The organism is Candidatus Polarisedimenticolaceae bacterium (assembly GCA_036376135.1).
Taxonomy (GTDB): domain Bacteria; phylum Acidobacteriota; class Polarisedimenticolia; order Polarisedimenticolales; family DASRJG01; genus DASVAW01.
On the sequence record DASVAW010000033.1, the window covers coordinates 1 to 20,242 of the forward strand.

Genomic DNA, 20,242 nt, shown 5'->3' on the forward strand with positions numbered 1-20,242 from the left:
ACGCCGGCGCCTGCCGACCAGAAATCCGAATCGGCCGCGGCGTCGTGGAAGCCGAAATTCGCGTCGTCGATCTCCAGCCAATCGACTCCACCGTGAGTCTGTTGCCATCCCCCCTGTACGCGAAGGACCAGTTTGTCCGTGGGAAAGAACCCGGCTTCGACGATCCCGCTGCTCCGGTTCACACTGAGGCCTTCGACCTGCTCGACGACGGTATATGCGACGGTCCCGACGAGGTAGGACCACGTCCGATCCTCCCCGAACGGTACCCCGAGACTCGCACCGACCGGGACCTCCCAGAGGCCCTTGCCCGCCGCGGCGTGCCCGTGGTGTTCGTAGTCGTGTGTCGGAATCACCACGCCCGCGAAGGGCGTCACGACGACGCGCCCCCGATAGGCCTGAAAGCGGGCCGCGGCCCGGAAGTCCGCCAGCGAACCGTGCCACTCGCCGTTGTCGATCTCCGGGTTCTCGGGGAAGTCGCCGACGTACCGTGAGTTGACGAACGCGACGTCCGCCCCGATCGCGAACCGGTCGCTGATGCCGTACTGGAATCCCACCGACGCGAGCCTCGTGTCGATGTCGCCGAGGTCGTATTCGTTGGTGCCGTTCTCGAATCCCGCTCCGAGCTCCGTACTCGAGAAGAGGTGATTCCCGACGTCGCTCACCCCGGTCGTAAAGGTGATCGCGGCCCAACCCTTCGGAGGAAGCCAGGCCTGGGCATGAGCGATCGCCCCCACGAGCAACATCGGCACGCCGAGGGCTACGGAGCGAGCGACCCGCGCCGGCATCCGCGAACTCATCTCGCCGCCAGGGCACGGTCGATCGCACGGATCAACGTGGCCGCCGACGCGGGTACGTTGAGCACCACTCCGAACTCCCGCTTCGCCGCCGAGAGGTTCTTTCGCGCGGCTCGGTCGAGGACCGGTACGACGATCGATCCGCCGCCGCTCGCGCGGATCGATTCGCGAACGGCCGGTGCGGAGCGATACTCGACGAGTACGACGTCCGCGCCACGGGCGGATTCCACCAGTTCGTCCGGCCGATCGGCCACGCTGGGAGTGTGGCCAACCTCCGCGAGCACCTCGGGAAGTGCCGGGTCGAACATCACGGAGGTCGGGTCGGTTTCCGCGTCCCGATAGATGAGTACATTGGCGAGGACGCCCGGGGTCGCGGCACGCTCCAGCCTGCTGTTGGAGCCCGAGAAGATGAATCGATCCCCGCACGCAAACAGGTCTTGAGCACTCACGATCGACAAGGCCGCCAACAACGATCCCACCCCGCGCTTCATCGGTGCCTCCCCTCGCGTGAGCCGACCGCGGAGGGATTCCACCGCAGAGCCACGCCCGAACTTGGTCGAACGATACCCACGCGACGGCACGCGCGAAGGGCTTTCTCGTCAGCGCGCAAGAGCGGCCGCCGTGCTGGGGCTTCCACTGGACCCAACTCCTCAAATACTTCCATTGCGTCCGGCGCAGGCGGGCGGAGTACCCGGTTGCCTCCGCCTGCGACCCCTGAATACGTTCCAAGCGCCTGAACCGAACCGCGTTTCGCGAGGCGAGCGGGGGCGCCCTCCATCGCGGTACCCTTCGCCGCATGGCGAACCCCATCCTGGTTCAGTGGCGCTCGTGGTCCCCCCGCCCGATGGGGCGGTGGATCTTCTCGAAGATGCTCTCCCGGATGGTCCCCTACTCCGGGACGATCCGGCCGGAGGTCCTCGAGGTCGAGCCGGGTCGAGCCGTGGTCGCGATCTCGGATCGCCGCTCGGTGCGCAACCACCTGAACTCGATCCACGCGATCGCGCTCGTGAACCTCGGGGAGCTCGCGAGCGGGCTCGCGCTCAACGCGGGGCTTCCCGACGAGGCGCGCGGGATCGTCACCCACCTCGAGATCGACTACCTCAAGAAGGCGCGCGGGCGGCTCGTCGCCCGCTGCGCGACGGAGATCCCCGACTGGCGGACGCCCTGCGAGCACGTCGTCGAGGCCCCGATCACCGACGCCGACGGGGACGTCGTCGCGCGGGTGCGCGTGCGCTGGAGGATCGGGCCGAAGGCCTAGGCCCTCTCGACCAAGGTCGGGTCGTTCACGGGGCTGGCCTCGACCACGATCGTCCCCGCCCAGTAGTCGTGGAGACACCGTCGGTCCGGAAGTAAGATCGCGAGGACGTCCACGAGCATCACCGTGCCGAGGAGACCCGCGGCGAGCGGGTTGCTGCTCAATCCCGCCAACAGCCCGAGCAGGAACAGCGGCACCTGGCGGATCAGGAGCCGGTTGAGCGTCGCGGGCCTTCCGTCGAGGGCGGCGATCCTCATGCCGACGAGCGCCTTCCCGATCGACTGGGCGCGCGTGGACCAGAGCCAGACGTTCAACGCGAAAAAGCCGAGCGAGATCAGCAGGTTCACGACGTAGGCGGGCTGGAACGGCCGGATCGCGGCGGGGTCGCCGAGGGCCCCCATCGCGAACAGCGCGATCGCTCCGGGAATGCCCGTGACGAGCCCCTCCAGAAAGGCCCCCGCGAAGCGGGTCAACCTTCGGGACTTGAGGATCGCGGGTGACCCGTCCGACGGCGGGAGATCCAGCGGCGCCGTGGGAGGCGTGTAGGGATTCGGGGCGCCGTCCAGGGTCATCGGTTTCCCCCTTTCGTTGCGCGCATTCTGCACCGCGTCGGGCCCCGTCGGGAGGGCGGCGGCTAGCATGGGCGCATGAGCGCCCTCGAGACGCCCCTCACCCGCGACGCGAAGATCGAGGTCCCGCTGATCTGCGGCGCGATGTACCCCTGCTCGAACCCCGAGCTCGTCGCGGCGGTCTCCGAGGCGGGGGCCATCGGGATCGTGCAGCCGATGTCGATGGTGTACGTGCACGGCCTGCCGCTCGTCGAGGGGCTGAAACGCATCCGGTCCATGACCGCGAAGCCCGTGGGATTCAACGCCATCCTCGAGCGGGCCTCGAAGACCTACGACGACCGGATGCGGCGCTGGATCGACGAGGCGCTCGAGGCCGGCGTGCGGTTCTTCGTCACCGCGCTCGGCAACCCCGCGTCGGTCGTCGCGCGCGTGCATGCCGCGGGAGGTGTCGTCTACCACGACGTCACCGAGCGCAAGTGGGCGGAGAAGGCGCTCGAGGGTGGGGTCGACGGGCTCATCTGCGTGAACCGCCTCGCGGGTGGGCACGCGGGGCAACGCGCCCCGGAGGCGCTCTACGAGGAGCTGGCGCCGCTCGGCGTCCCGCTCGTGGCGGCGGGGGGCGTCGGCGACGAAGCCGGGTTCGCGCGCATGCTGCGGATCGGCTACGCGGGGGTGCAGCTGGGAACGCGGTTCATCGCGACGTCCGAGTGCACCGCGCATTCCGACTACAAGCAGGCGATCGTCGCGGCGCGCGCGGAGGACATCGTCCTCACCGAGCGGCTCAGCGGGGTCCCCTGCGCGATCATCAACACGCCGTTCGTGGCGAAGACGGGAACGAAGGCCGGGCCGATCGCGCGCTGGATGCTGCGGGGGCGGCGAACCAAGAAATGGATGCGGACGATCTACGCCCTGCGTTCGCTGCGCGAGCTCAAGCAGGCGTCGATGAAGGGGCAGGCCTACCGCGACTACTGGCAGGCGGGACGGAGCGTCGAGGGGATCCGTGCGATCGAACCGGCGGACGCCATCGTCCGCCGGTTCGCCGCCGCGCTTCGGAACTAGAAGAAAAAGGGGCCTGACCCCTTTACCACACCTCGCACTTGCGGACGGGGTTCATCGGCGTCCCCTCGGCGCACTGGAAGGCGGCCGAGAAGTCGCGCGAGTTGGACACGGGACCGATCACTCGGTACTTCGGCAGGGAGTGCGGACCGACGGTGATCTGGTTGCGCTCCTGCTCGGGGGTCGCGATCGTGCACCACCCCTGGGCGAAGGCGACGAACAGGAGCTGGTCGTTGGTGAGACCGGGGACCGCGGGGGCCTGGCCGGGGTTGTCCTTCTCCCAGGCCTTGTAGGCGTTGTACGCCTGCTTGATCCCGCCGAGATCGGCGATGTTCTCGCCGAGCCCGAGCCGGCCGTTCATGTGCAGCCCCGGCTGCGGCTCGTAGCTCGAGTACAGGTCGGCGACGCACGACGCCCGCTCCTCGAACTTGGTCGCGACCTCGGGGGCCCACCACTCGGCGAGGCGCCCCTTCGGGTCGAACTTCCGCCCGGAGTCGTCGAAGCCGTGGCTGAGCTCGTGGCCCATCACCATCCCGATTCCGCCGAAGTTCATGGCCATCGGGAAGTCCTTCGAGAAGAAGGGTGGCTGGAGGATCCCCGCCGGGAAGACGATCTCGTTGAGCAGCGGCGTGTAGTACGCGTTCACGGTCGGCGGAGTCATCGCGAACCGCGTGCGGTCCACGGGCTTGCCGATCTTCTTCGCCTCCCGGTCGAAGACGTATTCCCGGACGGCCAGCGAGTTCCCGAAGAGATCGTCCTTGCGGGTCTTCACTCCGGGGTATTCCTCCCACTTCTCGGTGTAGCCGATCTTCTTCCCGAGGGCGGCCTTCTTCTCGAGGGCGCGACCGCGGGTGGCGTCGTCCATCCACGCGAGGCCGGGAAGGCTCGCCGAGAAGGCCGCCTCGATGCGGTCGATCATCTCGCGCGCGATCTTCTTGCTGTCGCCGGCGAAGTACCGCTCGACGAACTTCTTCCCGAGGAGGTCGCCGAAGGCGCCGTCGGTCGCGGCGACGCAGCGCTTCCAGCGCGCCTGGTTCTCCTGCTGGCCGCCGAGCCGTTTTCCGTAGAAGGCGAAGCTCTCGTCGACGAACGCCTTCGGGAGGAGCGCGGCGCTGGAGCGCAACACCCCCCAGCGCAGGTAGTCCCGGATCACGGCGAGGTCGGCCTTCGCCAGGACGTCCCGCAGCCCCTTGACGTAGTCGGGGGACTGGACGTTGAGGTCCTGCACCTCCGGGTAGCCGGTCGCCTTGAAGTAGGCATCCCAGTCGAGCTCGGGGGTGATCTCCTTCAGCCCCTTGCGGTCGAGCTTGTTGTAGGTCTTGTTCGGGTCGCGCAGCTCCACGCGCGGCTTCTGGACCTTGGCGATCTCGGTCTCGAAGGCGAGGATCGACGCCGCGGTCCTCGCCGCCGCCGCCGGCTCGCTTCCCGCGAGCACGAACATCCGCGCCACGTGCGCCTCGTAGTCGGCGCGCAGGTTCTTCGAGTTCTCGTCGTCCTTGAGGTAGTAGTCGCGGTCGGGAAACCCGAGCCCGCCCTGCCCCACGAACCCGATGTTCACGTCGGGGTTCTTGAAGTCGCCGGCGACCCCCAGGCCGAAGAACCCCGGCATCGACGCGCGGTGAAGCCGCGCGACGAGCGGCATCAGCCCCCCCTTGTCCTGGAGGGCGTCGATCTCCTTGAGGAACGGCCGCACGGGATCGAGACCCGCCTTCTCGACGCCGGCCTCGTCCATGCACGCGCCGTAGAAGTCCGCGAGACGCCGACCGTCGGCGTCCCCGGGCGACTTCAGCAGATCCTCGAGGATCCCGCGCGACCGCTCGCGGTTGCGCTCGGTGATCTCGCTGAAGGAACGGCTCCAGCGGTTCTGGTCCGCGGGGAGCTTCGTCGTGTCGAGCCAGCCGCCGCAGGCGTATCGGTAGAAGTCCTGGCAGGGATCCGCCGCGGGGTCCATCACCGAGAGGACGGTCTTGGCCGCCTCCGCGAATCGCGGATCGGGGGCCGGGGTCGCGACCGCACCGGCCGCAAGGATGAAGGTCAGCAACATGAAGCTCCTCCTGTTCGCCAGACCCGCTACGAAACCACGCCCGCCGGGTTTCCGCCAACCGGCGAGTCGTCGGCCTCCCGCAGCGAGGAGCGGATCCAGAGGAGGAAGAGCCCCGAGGCGATCGTGGTCGCGGCCAGAAGCCCCGCCACGAGCCCCAGCAGCTCGGGAACCCCCGCGGCGCGCGCCGCGTGCATCCCGAGCCAGGCGGAGGGGGCGGTCAGCGCGACGTACCTCAGCGCGGCGACGACGAGTCCCGGCCGGCCCCGCCCCATCCCCTCGAAGGCGGGGCGCACGAGGAAGAACGGGAGCGAGACGACGACGCCGAGGGGGATCAGCCGCAGCGCCCCCCGGGCGAGCTCCACCGCGAGCGGCGCCTGCAGGAACGCGTGCGCGATCGGCTCGGCGAAGAACCAGAGCGGCGGGAGGGTCGCCGCCGCGTAGGCCACTCCCGCGACGTGGGACTCCCGCAGGCCGCGGCGCATCCCGGCGAGGTCCCCGGCCCCGTACCGCCGCGCGGCGTAGGGGAGCATCGCCACCGCCGTGGCGATCGCGGGCATCGCGACGAACTGGAAGACCCGGTAATACACGGCCCACGCCGCGATCGCCTCCGTGCCGTGCTCGAGACCGGCCAGGAGCGAGTTCACGATCTGCCCCTCGACGGCCATCAGCGTGTAGGCGAGCGCGGAGGGAACCGCGAGGCCAAGGGTCGCCCGGTACGGGCTCGCGTCGAGCCCCGGGACCCACGGCTCGGCGGAAGCACGGCGCCGCGCCTCGTGCGCCGCCGCCTTGCGGAGCGCGTACCACAACCCCGCGAACCTCCCGAGCACCGTCGAGAACGCGATCCCGAAGATCCCCCACCCGAAGGCGAACGTGAACAGCGTGTTGAGGACGACGTTCACGACGTTCGAGAGGATCCCCGCCCACATCGTCGCCTTGGTGTCGCCGTGCGCCTTCACGATCGAGTCGGGGATCACCGACCAGAACATCGAGAACGCCGAGCCGCCGATCAGCACGGTGCCGTAGATCGCGAACTGCCGGGCGACCGCGGGGTCGGGGGCGAGCACCGGAGCCAGGAACCACAGGGACCCGCCGATCGCGGCGAACGCGGGGACGCACCCCCAGACCAGGCGCGTGGTCACCCGGAGATGCTGCTCGACCTTCTCGTTCTCGCGCGCTCCCATCGCGCGCGAGAGGTTCGAGGTGAGCCCCGTGCTCAACCCGACCCACACCGCGATCATCAGGAACTCGAACGGGAACGACAGGCCGATCGCCGCGACGGGTGCGTCGCCCAGCCCCAGCCAGCGCGCGTACAGCGCGTCGACGAAGGAGAACAGCGCCCGCATCCAGAAGGAGACGACCAGGGGCGCCGCCATGCGAAGGACGGAAGGGCGCTCCGGACCCGTCACGCGACCGGGCTCCCGCCGCGCGCCGTCGCCGCGAGCATCCCGCAGGCGGCGTGGATGTCGGGTCCGCCGGAGTAGCGGCGCACGAAGGGGAGCCCGCGCGCCCCGAGCGCGGCGAGGAACCGCCTGCGCTCCGCGTCGCCGGGAGCGCGGAAACGCCCCGTCGGATCGTTCACCTCGATGACGTGCACGCGCACGGGGTCGCCGCGGAAAAGCAGCTCCAGCTCCCGCGCCTCGTCGTCGCCGGTGTTCACCCCGTCCATCAGCACCCACGCGAGGTGGATGACGCCGCCGTGCCGCCGGCGGTGGCGGCGCATCGCGGCCGCGAGCTCGCGCACCGGCCACCGCCGCCCCGTCGGGATCAGCGCCTCGCGTTTCCCGTCGAACGCCGAGGTGATCGAGAGGATCAGCCGGTGGACGTGGCCTTCCTCGGTGAAGCGCTCGATCGCGGGGAGGATCCCCACCGTCGAGATCGTCACGGCCTCCCCCCGGATCTTCAGCCCGTTCGGATTCCGGAAGATCGCGGCGGCGCGCAGCACGTTCTCGTAGTTCTGGAACGGCTCCCCCTGCCCCTGGAAGACCACGCTCGTGACCGGCCGCTCGCGCCCCTCGCGCCGGATCGCCAGGACCTGCTCGACGATCTCCCAGCTCTCCAGGTTCCGCTCGAATCCGAGGCGCCCCGTCTCGCAGAACGCGCATCCGATGGCGCACCCGGCCTGCGAGGAGACGCACACGCTCCAGCGCGGCTTCTCGAGGGGGATCCGCACCGATTCGAAGACCTTCCCGTCCCCGGCGCGGAAGAGGTACTTCACGAACGGATCGACGGAGCTGGCCCGCCGATCGAGCACCTCCAGGCGATCGCGCCGCCCGCGGGCGAGCAACGCCTCGCGCCGGATGCGCGAGAGCCCCTCGATCCCCTCGAGGTCGTCGCGATCGCCCGCGACGAGGCGCTCGAGCACCCTCCGCGCCGAGCGGAGATCGAGCCCGACGTCGCCGAACGCGCGGACGAGCTCCTCGGGGGTCGATCCTCGCAGGTGTGGGGCGGGCATGGGCCCGGAATCGTAGCTCACGCGTCGCGGATCCCCCGACCGAGCTTCCGGCAAAGGCGGGAGAGCTCCTCCTGCTCGGCGGCGGTGAGGTGCGAAAACGCGGCGACCACCCGCGCGACGTGCGGCGGGAACCGCCTGCGGATCTCCGCCCTCCCCGCCGCGGTCAGGTGGATCGACTGGCGCCGCCGGTCGGCGGCGTCGCGGCGGCGCTCGATCCATCCGCGGCGCTCCAGGTTGTCGAGGAGCACCGTCACGTTCCCGTCGCTCCGGAACAACTTCCGCGCGAGCATCCCGGGGGCCGAAGGGCCGAGATGCAGGAGGATCTCCAGGACGCCGAACTGCCCCTCGGTCAGATTCTCGGCCTCGAGCGCCCGCTCGAGCCCCGACTGGACCGAGTCGGCCGCCCGCATCAGCTTGATGTAGGCGTCGAGCGCCCGGATCTCCACCTTCGTTCCCGAGTAGTGCGTCCCCACGGATCCCCTTTCGATCAGCGCCCCGCGATCCAGGCGTCGACGGAATACGCGCCGCTCCCGCGGAGCACGACGACGAGGGCGAGCGCGACGGCGAGGAGGTGGAACTCGAACCCCTCGCCGTTCTGGTTTCCGAACCAGTTCATGAAGAACCCGTGCGGCAGGTGCGTCGTCGCGACCGCGACCGCCATGACGACGACGATCGCCGCGGCGGCCACCCGTCCCCCGAGCCCGAGGACCAGAGCGATCGGCCCCAAGGTCTCGGCCGCGATCGCCGCGAAGGCGAGCGGCGCGGGGATCCCCATCTTCCCGGTGAAGTACTGCATCGTTCCGGTGTAGCCGTAACCACCGAACCAGCCGACGGTTTTCTGGAGGCCGTGCGGCAGGAAGACCCCCGCCAGCACGAGCCGAACCAAGGTGAGCACGAGATCGGGACGGGTGTCGAAGATCCAGGATCGCACGGCGGGCCCCTTTCGTTCGAGATCGAATAGTTCAAACTCGAACGAATAGATGCCGGCCGGTTTCAACGGATACGCACCGCCTCGATCGCCTCGACCCCCGCGATCCCTTCCGCGCCGACGACGACCGTCCGGAACGGCGGGCTCGTCTCGAGCACGCGCCCCCCGCCCGCGTCGAGCAGGACGCGGTACGTCCCGGCGGAAAGACCCTTCACGAACCAGTGCCCGTTCTCGTCGGGTCTCGCCCGTGCCGCCTCGCGCAGGATGTTGTCCGGACCGAACACGACGACCGCGACGACGGAGCCCCTCGCGGATCCCGTGATCCGCCCCTCCATCCGCGCGTCCTGCGGGACGATCGGGGGGGACGGGCTCTCGATTCTCGCAGGAGGAGGAGGAGGAGGCGCCGGCGCGGGTTCGGGAGCCTCGACCGCGGCCGCCGGTGCGACGGCTGCCGGGACGGCCGGTGCGACAGCCGGAGGGAGGACCGGCGGGACGGCCGGCGGGACGGGCGGAGCTTCGGCGACCCGCGGCGCGTCGACCGCGGGCGGTTCCGGATCGGGAGTCGCGACCGAAGCCGGCGACTCCTCCTCCGCCTCCGGAACCCAGCCGATCCAGGACGCGCTCCCTTCCGGCCCGACGATGGCGAGGGGGCGCACGCGAAACCGCAGGACCAGGCCGTCGACCAGTCGAGCGAACGCCGCCTCGCCGTCGGGGGCGACGACCACGTCCGCGACCTGCGAGGGGGTCGACACGCGCTCGCGAACCGGGAGGCCGTCGCGCGTCTGCGGGTCGCCGAGGTCGACGAGCCACAGGCCGTCGTCGCGGCCGACGACGACGCGGCGGGTTCCCCGAACGGGGGCGACCGCGCGGTTGGCTCCGTCGAGGCGGTAGAGCGGACCGCTCGTGAACGCGGGGAGGACGAACGTCCGCAGCTCGCCGTCGGAGGCGACGAGCAGGGTCGCGTCGTCCATCAGGACGAGGTCGCGGGCATCCCGCGGGAGGACGATCTCGCGGATCGACTTGAGGGTCGCGGTGTCCACGCGCGCGAGGAAGGTCTCCCCGATGCTGCGTTTGGTGCGGCGGTCGGCGAGGACGAGCAGCTCCGTCCCTCCGGCGTCGAAGGCCAGCGCCCGGACGACCCCGCGGACGGCGATCTCCCCGCGCACCGCCGCGGAGTCGGCGAGGCGCACGGTCGAGGATTGCTTGCCTTCGGGGTCGGCGGCGGCCGCGGCCGCGAGCGACGCGTCCGCGGAGAGGGCGAGGGCGGTCACGGCGTCGATCGCGCCGAGAGCGCGGATCGACGGCGGGAGCGTTTCCCCCGGGATGCGAACCTCGCGGGCCTGCGCGGGGAACGAGAGGGAGAGGGCGAGGACGACGGCGACGCGTCTCATGACCTAGAGCATACTCCCGCCATGACCTCGTCCCGCGAGCCCTCCCTGCTTGCCGGCCTGACCCTCGCTGCACTCGCGGTCTCGGTGATCGGCCCCCACGACTACCCGACGTGGCTGCTGGAAACCGCCCCCGTCCTGATCGCCCTTCCGATCCTGGTCGCCACGCGGAAGTCCTTCCCGCTCACGCCCCTGCTCTACCGGCTGCTCTTCCTTCACGCCCTCGTGCTCGTGGTCGGCGGCCATTGGACCTACGCCGAGGTTCCGGCGGGGGACTGGGTGCGCGACGCGCTCGACCTCGCCCGCAATCCCTACGACCGCCTCGGCCATTTCGCGCAGGGGTTCGTGCCGGCGATCCTCGCGCGCGAGATCCTCTCGAGACGCTCGCCGCTGCGCGGGAGCCGCTGGCTCCCCTTCCTCGTCGTGTGCGTCTGTCTCGCCTTCAGCGCGTTCTACGAGATGCTGGAGTGGTGGGCGGCGCTCGCCCTCGGCCAGGGTGCCGACGCCTTCCTCGGGACCCAGGGGGATCCCTGGGACACGCAGTGGGACATGGCGCTGTGCGGGTTGGGCGCGGTCCTCTCGCTGGCCCTTCTCTCCCGCCGCCACGACCGGGAGCTCGCCTGCTAAGATCCGGCTCCGTGAGCTCCGGCCCCGCCCTCCGCTGCGAAGGACTGATCAAGCGCTACGGCGACCTCGTCGCGGTCGCGGGCGTCGACCTCGAGGTGCGGCGGGGGGAGTGTTTCGGCCTGCTCGGCCCGAACGGCGCCGGGAAGACGACCACCGTCGAGATCTTCGAGGGACTCAACGCCGCCGACGCGGGGCGCGTGGAGATCCTCGGGTCGACCTGGGCCGAAGGGGGCGACCGCCTGCGCGAGCGGATCGGGATCCAGCTCCAGGAGACCGAGCTCGCCGACAAGCTCACCGTGATCGAGGTCCTCACGCTGTTCCGCAGCTTCTACCGCCGGGGGCACGCCCCCGAGCACGCGATGCGCGCGGTCGGCCTCGAGGAGAAACGCGACGCCTGGGTCCGCAAGCTCTCCGGCGGGCAGAAGCAGCGCCTCTCGCTCGCGTGCGCGCTCGTGTGCGACCCGGAGATCCTGTTCCTCGACGAGCCGACGACCGGGCTCGACCCCCAGTCGCGCCGCCAGGTGTGGGAGATCGTCGGCGGGTTCCGCGAGAAGGGCGGGACGGTGCTCCTGACCACGCATTACATGGAGGAGGCCCAGCGCCTGTGCGACCGGGTGGCGATCGTCGATCGTGGAAAGGTGATCGCCCTCGGCACCCCGCGCGAGCTGATCGCCTCGCTCGGCGCCGAACACGTCGTCGAGATCGAGTGCGACGAGGCGTCTCCGGACGTCGAGGCGCTCCGCGGCCTTCCGGACGTGCAGGCGGTGCGCTCGGAGAACGGCGTCACGTCGCTCACCGTGCTCACGATGCACACGGCGGTCCCCGCGATCCTCGCCGAGCTCGAGCGGCAAAAGCTCCCGCTCTCCAGGCTGACGACGCATCACGCGACCCTCGAGGACGTCTTCGTCGCCCTCACCGGCCGTCACCTGCGCGAGGCCTGATCCGTGCGCGACCACCCGATCGTCCAGCTCACCCTCGCGAAGATCCGGCTGATGTGGCGCGAGCCCGAGGCGATCTTCTGGATCTTCGTGTTCCCGGTGCTGCTGACCGTCGCCCTCGGCATCGCGTTCCGGTCGAGCGGACCGGCGCCGATGGGCGTGGGGGTCGAGGCCGGACCCGGAGCGGCGGAGGCGACGAAGGCGCTCGCCGCCGATCCGCTGCTCAAACCGTCGACGTATCCCCCCGCGGAGGCGACGAAGGCGCTCGCCGCCGGGAAGGTGGCGATCGTCGTCGTTCCGGGGAATCCCCCTTCGTACCGGTTCGACCCGACGCGCGAGGACAGCCGCCTGGCGCGCCTGGCGGTCGATTCGGCGCTCCAGCGCGGCGCCGGACGCGGCGACGCCTTCTCGGCGCGGGACGAGCACCTCACCGAGAAGGGGTCGCGCTACATCGACTTCCTCGTCCCCGGCCTTCTCGGGATGAACTTGATGGGGACGGGGATGTGGGGCATCGGCTTCGGCATCGTCGTCGCGCGCTCGAAGGGGCTGCTCAAGCGCTACGTGGCGTCGCCGATGAAGCGCAGCCACTACCTTCTCGCGCAGATGGCGGGGCGGCTGATCTTCCTCGTGCTCGAGGTCGTCGTGATCCTCGGCTTCGGGCACTGGGTCTTCGACGTCCCGCTGCGCGGATCGCTGGCGCTCATCGCCTCGCTGTGTCTCGTCGGCTCGCTCGCCTTCGCGGGCCTGGGCCTGCTCGTGGCGAGCCGCGCGCAGACGATCGAGGGGGTGTCGGGGCTCATGAACTTCGTGATGCTTCCGATGTGGCTCGCGTCGGGAGTGTTCTTCTCCCCGTCGCGTTTTCCGGACCTCGTGCAGCCGTTCGTCCAGGCGTTGCCCCTCACCGCGCTCAACGACGCGCTGCGGGCCGTGATGCTCGAGGGCGCGGGATGGACGGCGGTCGCGGGCGAGCTCGGAATCCTCGCGGCCTGGGGGATCGTCGCCTTCCTCGCCGCCGTGCGCCTGTTCCGGTGGCAGTGAGCCCGGACCCCGGCCTGTGCGCGTCGTGCGCGTGGAGCCGCCGGGTCGACAACGCGAGGGGCTCGACCTTCTGGCGCTGCGGCCGTTCGGAGACCGACCCCGCGTTCCCGAAGTACCCGCCCCTGCCGGTCGCGGCGTGCACGGGATTCGAGGATGCCCGGATACAATCCGACGGTCATGCTGAACGTCCGTAGCGAGGTCGGTCGGCTGCGCCGGGTCCTGGTCCACGAACCGGGCCCCGAGGTGGACCACATGGTCCCGGCCATGATGGAGGAGCTCCTCTTCGACGACATCCTCTACGGGGATCGCGCGCGCGAGGAGCACGGGCGCTTCCGTCGGGTGCTGCAGCTGCTCGGCGTCGAGGTGCTCGACGCGGAGGACCTCCTGACCGACGCCCTCGCCGACCCGGCGTGCCGCACGTGGGCGCTCGAGATCGTGCTCGACGGCGCGGACCCGGGAACGCGGCGGACGGTCGCGGCGATGGCTCCGGCCCGGCTCGCGGCGGCCGTCGTCGGCGGGATGCGGCGCGAGCCGATCCGGCGCGGCATCGAGGCCCAGGAGCTGTTCTCGATCGTGCCGGTGCCGAACTGGTGCTTCCAGAGGGATCCCCAGGTCGTGCTGGGCGACGGCGTCGTCTTCGGAGCCATGGCGACGGCCGCGCGCCGGCGCGAAAGCGACCTCGCGCGGGCGATCTTCCGGTTCCATCCCGAGCTCTCCTCCTCCCCCGTCCTGCACGACCCGGCCGCGACCGGAGGGCCGGCGGGGGCGTACCTCGAAGGGGGCGACGTCCTCGTCCTTTCACCGGACGTGATCGCCGTGGGGAATTCCGAGCGGACCAACCGCGACGGGATCCAGGCGTTCGCGCAGTCGCTTCGCGGCAACGACCGGGCGCCCCGCTGGCTGCTGGTCGTCGAGCTCCCCAAGCGTCGCGCCTACATGCACCTCGACACGTTGATGACCCCGGTGGACCGGGACGCGTGCCTTGCCTATCCGCCCGTGATCTGCGACGACGGCCCGGAGCGTGCCCAGGTCTGGGAGATGGACCTCCGGGCGAAGTCCCCGAAGTTCACCCACCGCAAGGACCTGCTGGGAAGCCTCGCGCGTCGCGGGGTGGGCCTCGAGCCGATCCCCTGCGGCGGGGACGATCCGGTCCTGCAGCAGCGCGAGCAGTGGACCGACGGGGCGAACGCCCTCGCGGTCGCGCCGGGCGTGATCGTGCTCTACGAGCGCAACCAGGGGACGATCGAGGAGTTGGAGCGCCGCGGCTGGTCGATCGTCGCCGCGGAGGACCTCCTGCTGGGCCGCGCCGAGATCGACCTCGACGACCACCGCAAGAGCTGCATCGTCCTCGCGAGCCACGAGCTCTCGCGCGCCCGCGGCGGACCGCACTGCATGACCCACCCGCTGCTGCGCGACGAATAGCCGAAAAGGGGTCAGACCCCTTTTTCAGTGATGGTGGCCGTGGGCGCCGTGCACGTGACCGTGCGCGATCTCCTCGGGCGTCGCCGCGCGGATCCCCATGATCTCGACGTCGAACTGGAGGGTCTTTCCCGCGAGCGGGTGATTGCCGTCGAGCACGACCCCGTTCTCGCGCACCTCGGTGACGACCAGGGAGATCGTCCCGTCCGGCGTGCGCGACTCGACCTCGATGCCCACCTCGAGGGGCATTCCGTCGGGAAGCTGGTCCTTGCCGACCTCGAAGATCATGGCCGGGTCGTGTTTGCCGTAGGCATCCTCGGGGGCGATGCGGACCGTCGCGCGGTGTCCGGTCTCGGTTCCTTCGAGAGCCCGCTCGAGGCCCGGGATGATCCCGCCGAATCCGTGGAGGTATTCGATGGGATCGTCGCCGGGACGGCTGTTCTCGATCACCTCGCCCGAATCGTCGGTGAGGATGTAGTGAAGCTTCACGACATTGCCGCGCATGGCCTTCATGCGGCCTCCTTTCGACCGGCGCAGGGTACGCTTTCGCCGAGCCCCCGCCAACCCCGCCGACCCCCGAATCCCGGCCGTTACCTCAGTAGATCCAGACGAACGGCCCCGCGACCGATTCCGCGCGCGCTCCCTCCGGCGCGCGGTCGCGCGCATCGACCCACGCGGCGACCGATCGCAGCGCGCGCTCGACGGCGATCGGCTCGGTCTCGAACAGGCCGACGGCGGCGGCGCCGCCGGGATCGAGGAGCGCTCGCACCACGTCGCGACGGAGCGCTCCTCCCAGCGACACGACCGCGACCGCGCGCCCGGCGAGGCGACCGGCGTCCGCCGCCTCCCGCAGCCGGGCGGCGAGCGCCCCCGGAGCCTCGGCGGAGACGACGACGAGCGTCCCTTCGCTCCCGTCGGCGGCGTCGGTGGCGCGGGCCCCGAACACCCCGCGCGCGATCGCGGCGAGGTCCCGTCGCGCTCCCGGGAACGCCTCTGCGGCGACGACGACGCGGGTCCCCGCGGCCGGCTTCGCCCGCACCCAGCGTTCGGGCGATCGCGCCGCCTCGAGGCCGACCACGACCGGGGCGTCGCCCCAGTACGACCCGAAGGCGCGCGCGAGGACGAAGGGGTCCTCCTCGCCGGGAATCGCCGCGCGGGCCCCCGACCAGGGCTCGCGGATCGCGCGCGGATCCTCGACGACCATGAGCGTCGACGCGCCCGCGAGCAGTCCCTTCGACGACTCGAGCCCGGAGAGCGGCTTCCCCGCCGCGGGGTCCATCGCGCGTCCGAGGACCAGCCGCTGCAGGGCGCCGCGCGGGGCGTTCGCGGCGACGTCGCGGGTCCCCGGCCCGCGCACGCGCAGGGAGACGGTTGCGGGCTCCGCCGACGGCGGATCGGCGGGGCGCAGGATCTCGAGGAGCGCCAGACCCGCGGGGAGCTCCCCGGCATCCCGAGCCGCAGGAGACGCGTCGAGCGGAGCCGGAGCGATCGCGGGGACCGCGGCGAAACCGGCCTCCCCCCGCTCGACCCGATACGAGTGGAACCGCCCCCCCTCGACGCGCTCGAAGACCGCCGGACCTCCCTTCGGGTCGTCCACGCGCCGTCGCGAGCGCACCTCGCTCCCCCACGGCCCCTGAACGACGAGGGTCCAGGCGTGCTCCCGGCCGTCGGGTCCCTTCCACGTTCCGTTCCGGACGACAGCCGAGTCGGGGACGCGCACGCCGGTGCGCATCGCGGGCGACTCCGTTCCGGCGAAGACCCGGGGCGTCGCCGCCGGCGCAACCGGGCGCGCGGGCGACTCGTCCCCGAACCCCAGCTTCCGCCGCGACGCTCTCGCCAGGGCCGACTCCATGCCGAGGTCGATGCCGCCGATCCCCACGCTGAAGACCCGCATCGGCTCCCCCGCCGCGCGACGCGCGGCGACCCGCGAGCGAGGCGATTCGGGGACCTTGCCGAGGACCAGCCGATGCATCGCCAGGCGCTGCGCGCGGAAGCGCAGGTTCTCGAGGACCTCCGGTCCGGCCGAGCCGTTGCGCGCCCGCTCGATCTCCGCGAGCAGCGCCGCGTCCTCGGGAATGCGGCCGTCGAGCCAGGCGGCCGCGCGCGACAGCGCCAGGGCGGGCGCGAGCTCGGTCCCCGCTCGGGGGAGCAGGCGCTCGAGCGCCGCGCCGACCTCCGCCTGGTCGACGACCTCGACGGCGCCGGCGCCTCCGGCCGGAGGGAGCGCGTTCCAGGTGAGAAGCTGCGGGAAGGTGCGCGCGGTCGGCTCGGCGGGAATCTCGACGTCGAGCAGGAGATCGAGGTCGGGGACCACCAGCCCCTCCGCCTTCGCGGCGCGCAGCCACGTGAAGATCGCGAGCAGCCTCGCGACCTCGTCGAGCGACGCGATCTCGGGGAACAGCCGGCCGAGGGGAGCGCGGTTGGCGTTCAGGAATGCCGTCGTCGCCTTCGTCCAAGGCCGCTCGCTCCCCGCCGCGTCCAGGTCGACCGCGCTCTCCACGCGCTCGGAGGCGGCGGCCATGCGCGCGCGGCGGATCGCGAAGGTGTCGAGATTCTCGGAGAGGGCGAGGTCGACCTCGTCGGGGTAGAACCAGAAGCGCGTCTGCTGTCCCGCGACCTCCCCCGAGCCGGGGTCGGCGGCCATCCGCTCCAGGTGGGTCGCGAATCCCGGGACCGCCGCACGCGCCTCCTCGCGCGCGTCCCGTCCCGCGACGGGATCGACGCCGAGGCTGAAGGTCTTGAATCGCACGTCCGAGAGCAGGGAGACCAGCCCGAGCGTCGTGTCGCGCAGGCGTCCGCCGTAGTTGACGGCGCTGATCCACGGCGCCCGCCCGCGATCGAGGCTCATGTAAGGCTCCGCGAGCCCCCCGTGGAAGACCGCGCGGTACGCGACCGCCGCGTCTCCCAGGGTGAGCGGCCGGCCGAGGAGCTCCGGAGGGGCGACCGCATCGCTCGTGAACCACCGGATCGTCCCGTCGGGCTCGAGCCGCGCCCCTTCGATGCGCGCCGCGCGGGACAGCACCGACGCGAACGCGACGAGGTCGAGCGGCGGCCGCCCGCTTCGCGCGGCGGTGGAGCTCACCGTCTCCGTCCACGCCCGCGCGGCCAGATCGAACCGCGTGCGCGCGCGATCGTGGCGGTACGCGTACGCTTCGACCTGAAGCGGCTTTTCCCCGATCCGGCGCCGCTCGGCGGCGAGCGCGTGACGCACCACCGGCCACGCCGCATCCCAGGCCGCACGCGAGGCCGCCGCGGAATCGTCCGGGAGCGGCTTCGCGGCGCCTGCCGGCCCCTCCCCCTCCGGCCACGGCACGAAGGCGCGGATCTTCCCCGCGCCGTCGCCGAGGAGGAAGAACCGGCGCGCGCGCAGGAGCTCGACCCACGCCGGTTCGGCCCCCGCCCCCGACTCCCACGCAGCCCCGATCTCACGCCACGGCTTCGACGCGGCCGGCCCCGTCGCTTCGAGCGCGTCCGCCAGGACGAAGGCGTAGGGCTCCAGCCACGGGTCGAGAAGGCGGTAGGCGAGCAGGTCGGCGCGCCGCTCCCCCGGCGCGGGGAACGGTCGTCCCCCCAGCCGGTCGAGCAAGGCTCCGACCGGCTCCCCGGAATGAGTCAGCTGGGTGCGATCGACGAGCGACCCGTAGGCGACCGAATCCCATGCGGGGCCGGGCTCGGGGGCCGCGGCGGGGGTCGAGAGGAAGGTCACGAGCAGGGCGACGGGGACGAATGGCTTCATGGCGGCGCTTCTATACCGCCACTCGGCCTCTTGCGGAAACAGTACCTTGGTAGTACGGTTTCCGGCCGGAGACGCCGGCATGCTTCGAATCACGCGACAGACGGACTACGCGATCGTCCTGCTGACGCACATGGCGACCCGCCCGATGGACGAGATCCACACCGCCAAGGACGCCGCGCGCTGGGCCGGCCTGCCCCTCCCGATGGCCAGCAAGATTCTCAAGACGCTGGTCCGCGCCGGGCTCGTCGTCTCGCATCGCGGGGTGAAGGGCGGGTACGGGCTCGGCCGGCGCCCCGACCGGATCATGATCCGCGAAGTGGTCGAGGCCCTGGAGGGGCCGATCCACATCACCGATTGCGCCCAGGGCGCGGGCTCCTGCGAGCAGGAGCAGGGCTGCCCCACCCGCGTCAACTGGCAGCGCATCAACGCCGTCGTGCGGGAGGCGCTCGACGGCATCTCGCTCCTCGAGATGATCGCGGCCTCCCCGCGATCGGGCCTGCTCCGCGTCGAGGCCCCCGCGCTGCACGACACGCGCGTCTAGGAGGGTGCCGTGAAGACCGAGTCCCGCAGCGTCGAGGAACTCGCCAACCTCGAATACAAGTACGGCTTCGTCACGGAGATCGAGGCCGACGCCGTGCCCGCCGGCCTCAACGAGGACGTCATCCGGCTCATCTCCGCGAAGAAGAACGAGCCGGAGTTCCTCCTGGAGTGGCGCCTCAAGGCCTACCGCCACTGGCTCACGATGCAAGAGCCCCGCTGGGCGCACGTGACCTACCCCCCGATCGACTACCAGGCGATCGTGTATTACTCGGCCCCGAAGTCCCACGCCGGACCCAAGAGCCTGGACGAGGTCGACCCGGAGCTCCTCGCGACGTACGACAAGCTCGGCATCCCCCTTCGCGAGCGCGAGGCGCTCGCCGGGATCGCGGTCGACGCCGTCTTCGACAGCGTGTCGGTCGCGACGACCTTCAAGGACAAGCTCGAGGACCTCGGCATCCTCTTCGGCTCGTTCTCCGAGGCGGTGCAGGAGCATCCGGAGCTCGTCGAGAAGTACCTGGGCTCGGTCGTCCCCGCGACCGACAACTTCTTCGCCGCGCTCAACTCCGCGGTCTTCAGCGACGGCTCGTTCTGCTACGTCCCGAAGGGCGTCCGCTGCCCGATGGAGCTCTCGACCTACTTCCGGATCAACGCCGCCAAGACCGGCCAGTTCGAGCGCACGCTCATCATCGCCGACGAGGCCGCCACCGTCAGCTACCTCGAGGGATGCACCGCCCCGATGCGCGACGAGAACCAGCTGCACGCCGCGGTGGTCGAGCTCGTCGCCCTCGACCGCGCCACGATCAAGTATTCGACCGTGCAGAACTGGTACCCCGGGGACAAGGACGGCAAGGGCGGGATCTTCAACTTCGTGACCAAGCGCGGGAAGTGCGCGGGCTTCCGGTCGAAGATCTCCTGGACCCAGGTCGAGACCGGATCGGCGATCACGTGGAAGTACCCCTCGTGCATCCTCCAGGGCGACGAGTCGGTGGGCGAGTTCTACTCCGTCGCGCTGACGAACCACCGCCAGCAGGCCGACACCGGCACGAAGATGATCCACGTCGGCAAGAACACCCGCTCGACGATCGTGTCGAAGGGGATCTCCGCCGGACACGGCCAGAACACCTACCGCGGAGCCGTGAAGATCCTCAAGGGGGCCGAGGGGGCGCGCAACTACTCCCAGTGCGACTCGATGCTCATCGGCGACCGCTGCGGCGCGCACACCTTCCCGTACATCGACGTCGCCAACCCGACCGGGGTCGTCGAGCACGAGGCGTCGACCTCCAAGATCGGCGAGGACCAGTTGTTCTACTGCCAGCAGCGCGGGATCTCGACCGAGGACGCGGTCAACATGATCGTGAACGGCTTCTGCAAGGAAGTGTTCCGCGAGCTCCCGATGGAGTTCGCCGTCGAAGCCCAGAAGCTGCTGGGCGTCTCGCTCGAAGGGAGCGTGGGCTAGCG

At 71.0% G+C, this 20,242-nt stretch carries 19 protein-coding genes; 8 read left to right on the plus strand and 11 right to left on the minus strand.

The features are described 5' to 3' along the window. Both VF139_02635 and VF139_02640 read right to left on the minus strand, forming a co-directional pair. On the minus strand, positions 1-797 hold a 797-nt coding region (locus VF139_02635; protein ID HEX6850277.1), incomplete at its 3' end, for a hypothetical protein. Beyond that, a complete protein-coding gene (locus VF139_02640) occupies positions 794-1,285 on the minus strand; it encodes a hypothetical protein (protein HEX6850278.1) in 492 nt (163 codons plus the stop codon). The genes VF139_02640 and VF139_02635, both read right to left, overlap by 4 nt. 305 nt (positions 1,286-1,590) lie before the next feature. Here VF139_02640 and VF139_02645 point away from each other — a divergent pair, with 305 nt between their 5' ends. Further along, positions 1,591-2,052: a hotdog fold domain-containing protein gene (locus VF139_02645; protein ID HEX6850279.1), complete on the plus strand. Its 462-nt coding sequence runs from the start codon at positions 1,591-1,593 to the stop codon at positions 2,050-2,052. Here the strand turns inward: VF139_02645 and VF139_02650 are convergent. Beyond that, a complete protein-coding gene (locus tag VF139_02650) occupies positions 2,049-2,690 on the minus strand; it encodes an RDD family protein (GenBank protein HEX6850280.1) in 642 nt (213 codons plus the stop codon). The genes VF139_02645 and VF139_02650 overlap by 4 nt on opposite strands. A 6-nt stretch (positions 2,691-2,696) precedes the next feature. Between VF139_02650 and VF139_02655 the strand changes: the two genes are divergently transcribed. Further along, positions 2,697-3,677, plus strand: coding sequence for a nitronate monooxygenase (locus VF139_02655; GenBank protein ID HEX6850281.1), 981 nt, complete (start codon positions 2,697-2,699; stop codon positions 3,675-3,677). Positions 3,678-3,699: 22 nt separating this feature from the next. On the opposite strand, the gene VF139_02660 is transcribed toward VF139_02655, so the two are convergent. The 6 genes from VF139_02660 to VF139_02685 form a co-directional block, all read right to left on the minus strand. Beyond that, positions 3,700-5,718 carry a M13 family metallopeptidase gene (locus VF139_02660; protein HEX6850282.1) on the minus strand — a complete coding sequence of 673 codons (2,019 nt, stop codon included), beginning with the start codon at positions 5,716-5,718 and terminating at the stop codon, positions 3,700-3,702. Between the two features lie 26 nt (positions 5,719-5,744). Continuing rightward, entirely contained in the window at positions 5,745-7,091 is a 1,347-nt protein-coding gene (locus VF139_02665) for an MATE family efflux transporter (protein HEX6850283.1), read from the minus strand. 29 nt (positions 7,092-7,120) lie between these two features. Next, on the minus strand, positions 7,121-8,170 hold the full coding sequence (locus VF139_02670; protein ID HEX6850284.1) for a radical SAM protein: 1,050 nt from the start codon (positions 8,168-8,170) through the stop codon (positions 7,121-7,123). Between the two features lie 17 nt (positions 8,171-8,187). Beyond that, complete coding sequence (locus VF139_02675; GenBank protein ID HEX6850285.1) at positions 8,188-8,643, minus strand: MarR family transcriptional regulator; 456 nt, start codon at positions 8,641-8,643, stop codon at positions 8,188-8,190. A gap of 14 nt (positions 8,644-8,657) precedes the next feature. Then, positions 8,658-9,101, minus strand: a complete 444-nt coding sequence (locus VF139_02680; protein ID HEX6850286.1) for a DoxX family protein — start codon at positions 9,099-9,101, stop codon at positions 8,658-8,660. Between the two features lie 62 nt (positions 9,102-9,163). Next, positions 9,164-10,489, minus strand: a complete 1,326-nt coding sequence (locus tag VF139_02685) for a hypothetical protein (GenBank protein HEX6850287.1) — start codon at positions 10,487-10,489, stop codon at positions 9,164-9,166. A 21-nt stretch (positions 10,490-10,510) separates the two neighbouring features. Between VF139_02685 and VF139_02690 the strand changes: the two genes are divergently transcribed. From VF139_02690 to VF139_02705, 4 genes are all read left to right on the plus strand, one after another. Beyond that, positions 10,511-11,113 carry a DUF2238 domain-containing protein gene (locus tag VF139_02690; protein HEX6850288.1) on the plus strand — a complete coding sequence of 201 codons (603 nt, stop codon included), beginning with the start codon at positions 10,511-10,513 and terminating at the stop codon, positions 11,111-11,113. 11 nt (positions 11,114-11,124) lie between these two features. Next, positions 11,125-12,054 (plus strand): ABC transporter ATP-binding protein, encoded by a 930-nt coding sequence (locus VF139_02695; GenBank protein ID HEX6850289.1) that lies wholly within the window; start codon positions 11,125-11,127, stop codon positions 12,052-12,054. A 3-nt stretch (positions 12,055-12,057) separates the two neighbouring features. Next, positions 12,058-13,089: an ABC transporter permease gene (locus VF139_02700; protein ID HEX6850290.1), complete on the plus strand. Its 1,032-nt coding sequence runs from the start codon at positions 12,058-12,060 to the stop codon at positions 13,087-13,089. A 177-nt stretch (positions 13,090-13,266) separates the two neighbouring features. After that, positions 13,267-14,511 (plus strand): arginine deiminase family protein, encoded by a 1,245-nt coding sequence (locus VF139_02705; protein HEX6850291.1) that lies wholly within the window; start codon positions 13,267-13,269, stop codon positions 14,509-14,511. A gap of 24 nt (positions 14,512-14,535) precedes the next feature. Here VF139_02705 and VF139_02710 read toward each other — a convergent pair whose 3' ends face one another. Next, positions 14,536-15,021: a peptidylprolyl isomerase gene (locus VF139_02710; protein ID HEX6850292.1), complete on the minus strand. Its 486-nt coding sequence runs from the start codon at positions 15,019-15,021 to the stop codon at positions 14,536-14,538. A gap of 82 nt (positions 15,022-15,103) precedes the next feature. After that, a complete protein-coding gene (locus tag VF139_02715; GenBank protein ID HEX6850293.1) occupies positions 15,104-18,244 on the minus strand; it encodes a hypothetical protein in 3,141 nt (1,046 codons plus the stop codon). Positions 18,245-18,323: 79 nt separating this feature from the next. Here VF139_02715 and VF139_02720 point away from each other — a divergent pair, with 79 nt between their 5' ends. Beyond that, positions 18,324-18,785, plus strand: a complete 462-nt coding sequence (locus VF139_02720) for an SUF system Fe-S cluster assembly regulator (protein HEX6850294.1) — start codon at positions 18,324-18,326, stop codon at positions 18,783-18,785. A 9-nt stretch (positions 18,786-18,794) separates the two neighbouring features. Continuing rightward, on the plus strand, positions 18,795-20,240 hold the full coding sequence (gene sufB / locus VF139_02725; GenBank protein ID HEX6850295.1) for a Fe-S cluster assembly protein SufB: 1,446 nt from the start codon (positions 18,795-18,797) through the stop codon (positions 20,238-20,240). Positions 20,241-20,242: the final 2 nt, after the last annotated feature.

Bases quoted from the DNA above. Each gene is read 5' to 3' on its own strand.
- VF139_02685 (HEX6850287.1), bottom strand. From the start codon at position 10,489: ATGAGACGCGTCGCCGTCGTCCTCGCCCTCTCCCTCTCGTTCCCCGCG.
- VF139_02665 (HEX6850283.1), bottom strand. From the start codon at position 7,091: ATGGCGGCGCCCCTGGTCGTCTCCTTCTGGATGCGGGCGCTGTTCTCC.
- VF139_02650 (HEX6850280.1), bottom strand. From the start codon at position 2,690: ATGCTAGCCGCCGCCCTCCCGACGGGGCCCGACGCGGTGCAGAATGCG.
- VF139_02715 (HEX6850293.1), bottom strand. From the start codon at position 18,244: ATGAAGCCATTCGTCCCCGTCGCCCTGCTCGTGACCTTCCTCTCGACC.
- VF139_02670 (HEX6850284.1), bottom strand. From the start codon at position 8,170: ATGCCCGCCCCACACCTGCGAGGATCGACCCCCGAGGAGCTCGTCCGC.
- VF139_02705 (HEX6850291.1), top strand. From the start codon at position 13,267: ATGCTGAACGTCCGTAGCGAGGTCGGTCGGCTGCGCCGGGTCCTGGTC.
- VF139_02690 (HEX6850288.1), top strand. From the start codon at position 10,511: ATGACCTCGTCCCGCGAGCCCTCCCTGCTTGCCGGCCTGACCCTCGCT.
- VF139_02720 (HEX6850294.1), top strand. From the start codon at position 18,324: ATGCTTCGAATCACGCGACAGACGGACTACGCGATCGTCCTGCTGACG.
- VF139_02710 (HEX6850292.1), bottom strand. From the start codon at position 15,021: ATGAAGGCCATGCGCGGCAATGTCGTGAAGCTTCACTACATCCTCACC.
- VF139_02645 (HEX6850279.1), top strand. From the start codon at position 1,591: ATGGCGAACCCCATCCTGGTTCAGTGGCGCTCGTGGTCCCCCCGCCCG.
- VF139_02660 (HEX6850282.1), bottom strand. From the start codon at position 5,718: ATGTTGCTGACCTTCATCCTTGCGGCCGGTGCGGTCGCGACCCCGGCC.
- VF139_02655 (HEX6850281.1), top strand. From the start codon at position 2,697: ATGAGCGCCCTCGAGACGCCCCTCACCCGCGACGCGAAGATCGAGGTC.
- VF139_02640 (HEX6850278.1), bottom strand. From the start codon at position 1,285: ATGAAGCGCGGGGTGGGATCGTTGTTGGCGGCCTTGTCGATCGTGAGT.